General features: G+C 40.7%; 8 protein-coding genes and 1 pseudogene. 5 read left to right on the top strand and 4 right to left on the bottom strand.

The genetic code is table 11. The features are described 5' to 3' along the window. Positions 1–1,426: 1,426 nt before the first annotated feature. Positions 1,427–2,890 (bottom strand): PAS domain S-box protein, encoded by a 1,464-nt coding sequence (locus H9X96_RS22200; RefSeq protein ID WP_187668393.1) that lies wholly within the window; start codon positions 2,888–2,890, stop codon positions 1,427–1,429. Between the two features lie 246 nt (positions 2,891–3,136). Here H9X96_RS22200 and H9X96_RS22195 point away from each other — a divergent pair, with 246 nt between their 5' ends. The 4 genes from H9X96_RS22195 to H9X96_RS23195 all read left to right on the top strand — a co-directional run bounded on the left by H9X96_RS22195 (position 3,137) and on the right by H9X96_RS23195 (position 6,798). Further along, complete coding sequence (locus H9X96_RS22195; RefSeq protein ID WP_255431213.1) at positions 3,137–5,062, top strand: MASE3 domain-containing protein; 1,926 nt, start codon at positions 3,137–3,139, stop codon at positions 5,060–5,062. 584 nt (positions 5,063–5,646) lie between these two features. Next, entirely contained in the window at positions 5,647–6,147 is a 501-nt protein-coding gene (locus H9X96_RS22190; protein ID WP_187668392.1) for a GyrI-like domain-containing protein, read from the top strand. Between the two features lie 2 nt (positions 6,148–6,149). Beyond that, positions 6,150–6,332, top strand: coding sequence for a hypothetical protein (locus H9X96_RS23200; RefSeq protein ID WP_222943969.1), 183 nt, complete (start codon positions 6,150–6,152; stop codon positions 6,330–6,332). Between the two features lie 145 nt (positions 6,333–6,477). Beyond that, on the top strand, positions 6,478–6,798 hold the full coding sequence (locus tag H9X96_RS23195) for a VOC family protein (RefSeq protein WP_370576774.1): 321 nt from the start codon (positions 6,478–6,480) through the stop codon (positions 6,796–6,798). Between the two features lie 158 nt (positions 6,799–6,956). Here the strand turns inward: H9X96_RS23195 and H9X96_RS22745 are convergent. From H9X96_RS22745 to H9X96_RS22740, 3 genes and pseudogenes are all read right to left on the bottom strand, one after another. Beyond that, positions 6,957–7,178: pseudogene (locus tag H9X96_RS22745) on the bottom strand (tyrosine-type recombinase/integrase); the annotation flags it as partial. Between the two features lie 115 nt (positions 7,179–7,293). Next, a complete protein-coding gene (locus H9X96_RS23190; protein ID WP_370576773.1) occupies positions 7,294–7,428 on the bottom strand; it encodes a hypothetical protein in 135 nt (44 codons plus the stop codon). A 28-nt stretch (positions 7,429–7,456) separates the two neighbouring features. Then, positions 7,457–7,900: a group II intron reverse transcriptase/maturase gene (locus H9X96_RS22740; protein WP_370576772.1), complete on the bottom strand. Its 444-nt coding sequence runs from the start codon at positions 7,898–7,900 to the stop codon at positions 7,457–7,459. A 182-nt stretch (positions 7,901–8,082) separates the two neighbouring features. Between H9X96_RS22740 and H9X96_RS23185 the strand changes: the two genes are divergently transcribed. Beyond that, on the top strand, positions 8,083–8,223 hold a 141-nt coding region (locus H9X96_RS23185; protein WP_187668390.1), incomplete at its 3' end, for a transposase.

The raw sequence follows: 8,223 nt of genomic DNA, 5'->3' as shown, positions 1-8,223 counted from the left end.
GAACCACCTAAGCTGGAACCCAATACCAGCATACAAGGGATTCTTTTTTGAATAATCCTTAAAATGCGATTATTTCAATCCATCCTAAGCCTTTTTACAAAAACATTAAACGTTTAGGACACTATTGAATATAAACCCCTAATGAGTATTCTTTATTATTACTACTATCTATTTTATACGAAGATTCTTCCAGATGATCAACCTCATTTTACTGTGGTTTTTTGTTTAAGTTTAATGGAGAGTTTCATAATTAATGGTTTTCTAAATATAGTGTCAATTCTTCTTTTTTGTTATAATATACCTAAATGGCCATTGATTGGTGTTTTAATAGCTATTATAATTGTTAATTACTTATATTATTATAAGTCAAAAAAAATGGAGCGTATTATTGTTGAAAAACCAAAATTATTTAATAGTAATACCGCTTCTGTTATCTTAAGTGTCGTTTTTTTCCTTTTCTCATTACTAATGATAGTAACTGCACCATTTTATTCAAAATATCTACTTGAAAGATTTTGCAGTTAACCCCTCTTAAGGTTGTGGGATAGCTGAGAACACAATTGGTTGCATAATAAGATATGCAGCTGTATAATATTCATTTCCTCTCTGATTCCAATAATTCCAGAAAATAGAATCTTTACCATAAATCGAAGTCAATATTTTAATGGACTCTTCCTGACAGACAGTAACATAAACAATTTTATGAAACTCCTTTTCATCAATAACATTGTCCAGAAACAAAGTAGACTGATAGTAAAGATAGCCAGTAATACATAATAAGGCAACATCTTCTCTTTTTACATCAAAAGCAGCTGAAAATAATTCGGGATAATAAAGATAGAATTCCTGGGTGGCATTTATAGACTATAAGTTTTTATCGTGAATATAGATATCGAGCCCCATATATTGATGAGGAAGTGTCCAGCTATGTCATTGTCTAACGACTACATTTCATTAAAGTTATACTCTCCTAAGTCAGTTGACTTGTTGAAAACTGTTAAACTATCACTTTCCACGATTGGCTTGACTAGGAAATCATCCATTACAACATTTAGGCCTTTCTAGTCCCAGTTTTTGATTGCCTACATTGAGATTAATGACTGGTATATGATTTTTGGCGACAATGTCACCATTACACTGGAAGCCTCGTCGTCGCTCATCTGGGGCATCCATTATATTAATGCCGGGCAATGTTTTTACAGTATTCCAGCGCCGTATATAATTTATTGCTTCAATCAGTTTTGGGTTTGTTCCAATATGTTTAACAATAGTAAAGGATAAGTATTAGACAATACATTCCAAGCATTCGAATAACGTTTCGGGCGGGATAATCATATTCACAGAGTGTGGGCGAAGGCTTTAACAAAAATGACGAACAACCAGTTTCGTTTGCCGTATCTAAATAGACTATACCAATCCATAAGGCCTAGGTGAGCTTTTGGATTGTTCCGTAAACCATCGTGCAGCCAGATCCGTCAAAATTGGACCTCCCTATTGCTCTCACCCTGACTTCCATTCCCTGCATATTTGTCAAATGTAGGTTCAGGTCCCACGGCTTTCCATCTGAAATCGCAGATTTTATGGCGACCTCCATCTTTGCCCGGTCTGATCCCTGTCTGTAAAAATCTATAGCTGTGGAAAGTTGAGGAACATATTCATCATCAACGCCGTGGATTTTACGAGTTGTGGATGTCCATGACAGGGATTGTCTTTCGAGATCAAGTTGCCATCCCCCGATTCCAAACTGCTCGCCTGCCTGTTCGACCAACAGCTCGTGCATATCGGCAAGCAACCGCAGCCCGTCCTGTGCCTCCCTGATTTCTGTAAGATCCCTTGTAACTTTTGTAAAACCAATTACTTCAGTCATATCGTCATGGATCGCGGTGATAACCACGATAGCAAAGAACCTGCTTCCGTCTTTTCTTACGCGCCAGCCCCGGTCGCGCGAAACGCCTTTGCTTGCAGCCTCTGAGAGCAATTGAATATGTCTATTGGCTGCACGATCCGCTTCGGTATAGAATATGCCGAAGTTCTTTCCGATGATTTCCGATGAGAGGTATCCTTTTATCTTCTGTGCTCCCTTATTCCAATTTTCGACATTACCCTCCCTGTCCATGAGCACTATGGCATAGTCATCGATCTCCTCTACCATTTTGTTGTATCTTATGGAAGCCAAGTCTTTGCTTCCTATACTATTTGACACAATATCAACGATGATCTTGTCAAAGTCCTCGGTCGCTTTTGATAGCATCCCAATCCATTCTGCATCTGATTCATGGTAGCCTTGCTTGACCAGATTTACAAGTCCCATGATGGTTGTCAGTGGCTGCCTTATCTGATGGGATTGTAGCTGAGCTATCTTGATAAGGGCATCATTCTTAGCCTCAGTTGCCCTAATCTGCTCCTGCAAATGCAGGCTGTTTAGCTTGGCCTGCATGATCGAGGTGGCATGTCTGGATAGGATGGAAAGTATCTTCTTTTGGGTATCGGTGAGATTGTTGGGTTTGGTATCGAATAGACATAGAGTTCCGATCTTGAAACCGTTATCTAGGGTAAGAGGGGCACCGGCATAAAACTTAAGGTTGGGGTCGGACTTTACAAGCGGGTTATTTTTAAATCTAGGGTCTTTTGTGGCATCTGGTACAATGAGCAGTTCGTCCTGGGCAATACTATACTGACAGAACGAGGTTTCCCTTGGCATCTGCTGAATTTCGGTACCAAATCTGACCTTCATCCAGTTTGAATCACCGTCTAGCAGTGTAATCAGTGCTACAGGTTTATCGCATAACTTGGCAGCAAGATCCACTAATTCTTGAAATTCGAATCCATCAAAATCAATATCGAAATATTTGTTTACTGTCTCTATCCTTTTTTTCTCATGGCTGTCCATTCTGGAAAATGTTTTATGTTACTGAAAAATTTAATATTGCCGAATCTAATATAATTATTCCAATTCTCAGATGGATAAAAAAAAAGCCTATAAAACTTTGTAGTTGTGCAATTTGACAATAGGGCTAATGGATAAATTTCATGATCAGAATTTAACATTCCAAAGATTAGCACCAAATGAGGGAGCAAGTGGTGCCCAAGTTTCACTGTTTTTCTGATTTAGTGTAGATAAAGCTGGGGCTCAAACATGCAGCACAAACGTGGGGCGGGAAATAAGGCATCAATACATTGTGAGTTTACGATTTTAGATGTAAATTTAGCAGATAATTACCCCATGACCACCAGAACACTCTCTTCATTACTGCGGGATAACTATAGGACGCTTTTTGCGCTTAGTTCCCTGTTTATTATATTCTATGTTTCTAAGCTGCAGGGTTACCTGCTTTTCCATATACTGGTGGAACTCTTTTCAATTGTGGTTGCCTTTGCAGTTTTCATCGTTACCTGGAACTCTAGGAAGATGCAGGACAACGGATTTCTGCACCTGGTGGGAATCTCCTACCTCTTTATCGGCGCCCTGGATTTATTGCATACCCTAACCTACATGGGCATGCAAGTGATCGCGGTGGATGGCTTTCCTGGGAACCAGTTTTGGGTGACTACAAGGATGATGGAAGCTTTGACTCTTGTTGTGGGACTAGTGATCGCTCGGCGTCGTATCCGGCTTAATTCTGATCTGGTCTTTCTGGGTTATTTTGGCATTTCGCTAGTCGTTGTGCTGGCGATATTGGTCTGGAAGGTTTTTCCGGTTTGCTATGTTCAGGGGATAGGACAGACTCCATTCAAGTTATATATAGAATACGCTATCATTGCTGTTCTGTTGGTCGCTGCAGGCCTGCTGATTGGGAACAGAAAAAGGTTCAGTTCATCGGTATTTAGGCTGCTCTTGGTTTCTATGTGCTTTACTGTTCTAAGCGAATGCTGTTTTGCCTCTTACCAAAGCAATACCGGACTGCTTAACGAAATTGGACACTATTTCAAACTGGTATCATTTTTCCTGATCTATAAGGTAAATGTGGAAACAGGGTTTATTAGGCCGACCGATCTAATTTTCAAAGATCTGAAGGAAAGCGAACAGAAATACCGTACCCTTGCCGAGAACCTACCCGGAATTGTGCTGCGTTTGGACACTCATTTCAGGTGTATCTACGCTAATAGATCCGGTTATTTTGGAATGGGCCCAGATAGTCTTGATGGGGATTTATCGGGTTTTGAATTGTTTGTTTCACTCCAGCCGGTCCTGCAGCGTGCAGGTTTGTCAGGCGAGAGGCAGATGGAAAATCTTGAGCTCAATGGTCCAACGGGTACCGAGTTCCATGCCGTTCAGGTAATTCCAGAGAAAAGCTCTATGGACCGAGAACTGAGCTATCTTGTGATCTGTAACGATATCACTGGACTTAAGCGTACCCATGTGCAGCTGCAGGAGCTCAATGACACAAAGGACAAACTTTTTTCTATTATAGCACATGATCTAAAGAACCCATTCACTTCCCTTCTTACCTATAGCGAGCTGATCTATAGGAAATTCGCGTCTCTAGAACGGTCCAAGATCGAGCACATGGCCTTTAGGATAAACGATTCTACCAAGCAGGCCTATGCCTTGCTGGAAAACCTATTGAAATGGTCGAGTATCCAGACGGGTTTACTTAGACCGGCCAAGGAAGTATTATCGGTAAGAGAACTTCTTGGACAATTACAGGGCCTAATGGGATCTGTTGCCCAGCAGAAGGGGATAGCACTAATAATTGAAAAGGTCGTAGAGACAAGTATACTTGCGGATAGGCAGATGGTGGACACTGTGCTGCGCAATCTGGTCTCCAATGCATTAAAATTCTCTTTCCAGAATGGAAAGGTTGAAATTAGTGTGGAGTCGGCCGAAGGATTTGCTTTGTTCTCCATAGCGGACACTGGTACGGGTATACCTCTGGAAAACCAAGCAAAGCTAATGGAGGTGGGAAACAGGTTCTCTTCGGTAGGCACCGCCTCCGAGTCTGGAACTGGCCTAGGCCTGGTACTCTGCCGGGAGTTTGTCGAGTTGAATGATGGGAAAATATATTTCCAGAGCGAGTTTGGGGAGGGAACGACATTCTTTTTTACCCTTCCGATTGCATAATGTTGAGACGCCGTTTCTGGTCGGATCTGGCATCGTCAACTATAGAGATTTTTTATCTAAGTTAGCGTTCTCAATTTTTTATTTGAATAGCATAATTCAATCGAAGTGCCATTTACATGGGAGATATTCCAAAAGTGGACACATCTTTCGCTCAAAAGTGTGCACTGCGTTTCGTCTGAAAGTGTGCATTCAGCTGATTTTAACGAGTTTCAAGACACTGATGATGCCTTCTGGACTCATCGTTCGCTACGCATATTGCAAATAATTAATGGCTTCTGTAAGTCTTAAAAAAGACGATTCTTTTCTTGTGTCAGCTCAGCTTATATATTGGTGTATTATGAAGTTGGTTTTGGTGTAATTCTCGGCTTTTGCGGAGCAAAAGCACCCTGCTGTGAAATGCTGGATCTGGGATTAGGCTGCTCGGTGCTGCTCCAGATGGAAAGACCCTAAAAAGGAAAAGCCCTTATCGGGCTGGAAAACTTGGAACGAAACAGGGTAGATACCTTTACTGAAATACACAGTATATTGCATAATGAAAAAATATATGGCTAAGTCAACTGATATTTATAGGCGAAGAATAAATCATGATCATTGATCATTTGGATGGTAACTTGCACAGGCCTTGTCACGTTTATTTAAACAATACTTTGGCATTCCGCCCTTACAGTACAGGAATGGTGGGAAAATTAAAAAATAGCAAGATTTGCAAAGATCTACAGCCAATAAATAACTATCATTGTGCCATGTCAGCGGAACAGTTGGAAAAACATTTTTCTGTGCAAATAAAGCAACTGCCGGAAAGACGCATCGCTTACATCAGGGTGACAGATGCTTTTAAAGAGGGTAAAGTTATCAACGAATTTGCAAAACTGATCGATTGGTCGAAAGATATAGACCTATATAAGTCGGAGACTATCTTTGGCATGTCGAAGGATGACCCTGAAGTGACTCCAAAGGAAAAATATAGGTATGAAGCATGTATTACGCTGCCAAAGGATTTTAAGTTAGCTTCGGACAGCCCTGTGCAAACGGCTATCCTGCGCCAGCCTGTAAGTACGCTTTTACCGAAGTATCGGGGCCTATAAGTTTGGTTGCCGCAGGCATAAATTACCTTTTTGATAGATGGCTAATCAATAGTGATTACGAATGCGAGGCCCAGCCAGGATTAGAGGTGTTTCTAGATAAGGAAAATGTATGCAACTGGAACCATTTCGATTTAGAACTTGGCATCCCAGTAAAAAGAATAATTAATTTAACGACAAAAAAGTGAAAAAAACAGTTTTGGTAATAGTTGTTTGTAGCTTCCTTCTTTTAAGGTTTTAGAGTCAAGTAAATCAATAGTAACAATAAACAGAAAATGAAAAAAGTAACTGGAATAGGGGGGGGTATTTTTTAAATGCAATGACCCAAAAGCAATTAACGAATGGTATAAATTACATCTAGGTTTTGACACAACGCCGTACGGAACTAGTTTCGAGTGGCCTGAGGCAGACGACAGTAAAAAAAAGGGGCTTACCCAGTGGAATCCATTTCCGGAGGACACAAAATATTTCGAACCCTCGGATAAAGATTTTATGATTAATTACAGGGTAGAAAATCTTGAGCAATTAGTTGAAGAGCTAAAAAACGAGAATGTGACTATCGTCGATAAGATAGAATCATTTGACTATGGCAAATTTGTTCATATTTTAGATCCGGAAGGGAATAAAATTCAATTGTGGGAGCCAAAAGACTAATCTGTACTATAGTAGAAACTAATGGGATTAACTGATACCTATTTTAAAAAGAGATATTTGACTCTATAAAAGAAGGGAAGGATCGCATGTGCGAATCATTCCCTTTTTAAGATATTATAATCCTCTTTTCAAACTCTAGCATCCATTAGAGGATTTATTTAACAGCTGAGTTTCTTTCTTAAAGTAGCCATGTCTTCGCTCACCTTGATATCTAAAATCTTCGCGTAATGCTGGGTTGTTCTGATATTGGAATGGCCGAGCATCTTTGAAACGCTTTCAATTGGCACACCGTTCAGTAAGGTTACGGTAGTGGCAAAGGTATGTCGGGCAATGTGAGAGGTTAGATTTTTATCCAGCCCGCACAAATCGGCGATTTCCTTACGTAGGCTAGGCCAACAGCGCTTTGCCACCTTGCGGTGGTAAGTTTCTGCTAACCCGCCCCCGAACCGTACGTACATGTCTCCATGTATACGGCTCTCCATTGTCAACATAACTTTACTTGTCATAGCTTTTATGGATTAATGCATCACAATCGTGACAGACTGCGAGGGTTTTACGATGGCGTTTGATCATCACTGCATTCCATCTGGTGTCAGCTTTAAGCTGATTGATGTTACGTACGTGATGCATCACGAGGTCTCCCATTACACCGCATAGTTCACACTTTCTCTCTCTGAGCCTTTCCACAAGTGTGGGGGGCAGGAAGATACATGGTGTTGGGTGTCTTTTCGTAGTGATTATCCCGGTAGATGTCTGTGAAACGTTTACATCTGAATCCCCCATTATACCACACTCTTTGTTTCCCGTTGCCTTTATTATCCCTGTAGGGGATGACCACATCCGTCCCGTCTTTATACTTTTCAAGTATTTGTCCGACGGTTCTTTTGTGCTTACGGCCGAGCGTTTTGAGCATACTATATTTCATGAAGTAATTGAACTTCCATCCCCGATAGCTGATATTGTCTGCGATTGAATAGTAGTTGTAGAAACCCCGCAATTCAAGATTGTATTGCGCCATGATATCTGCATCTTGCCTATTCACCATATACTTGCGAGACGATGGTTTAAGCGTTTGTTTCCTGTTTACTTGTGTGATAAGCACAGCATTATGGAGTTGCTACCTTTGAGTAGACACCAAGTTAAGAGAATTATATACCTTAACAGAAATTATGTCACGAGAGAGAAAAGCATACCCTAAAGAGTTTAAGCTGATGAGCGTTGAACTGGAGTTGCTACCTTTAAGTAGACAGCAAGTTAAGTGAATTTGATAACTTAACAGAAATTATGTCACGAGAAAGAAAAACCTATCCGAAAGAGTTCAAGATGATGAGCGTTGAACTGAGTAATACCCGCACAGATCTGAGTGCGCTGGCCAAAGAACTAGATATCAGTTCGGCGTTGTTGTACCGTTGGCGGAAGGAATTC

It is taken from the genome of Pedobacter sp. N36a (assembly GCF_014472395.1).
Taxonomy (GTDB): domain Bacteria; phylum Bacteroidota; class Bacteroidia; order Sphingobacteriales; family Sphingobacteriaceae; genus Pedobacter.
The sequence above is the reverse complement of the archived record's forward strand: the minus strand, read 5'-3'. Positions and strand labels throughout refer to the sequence as shown.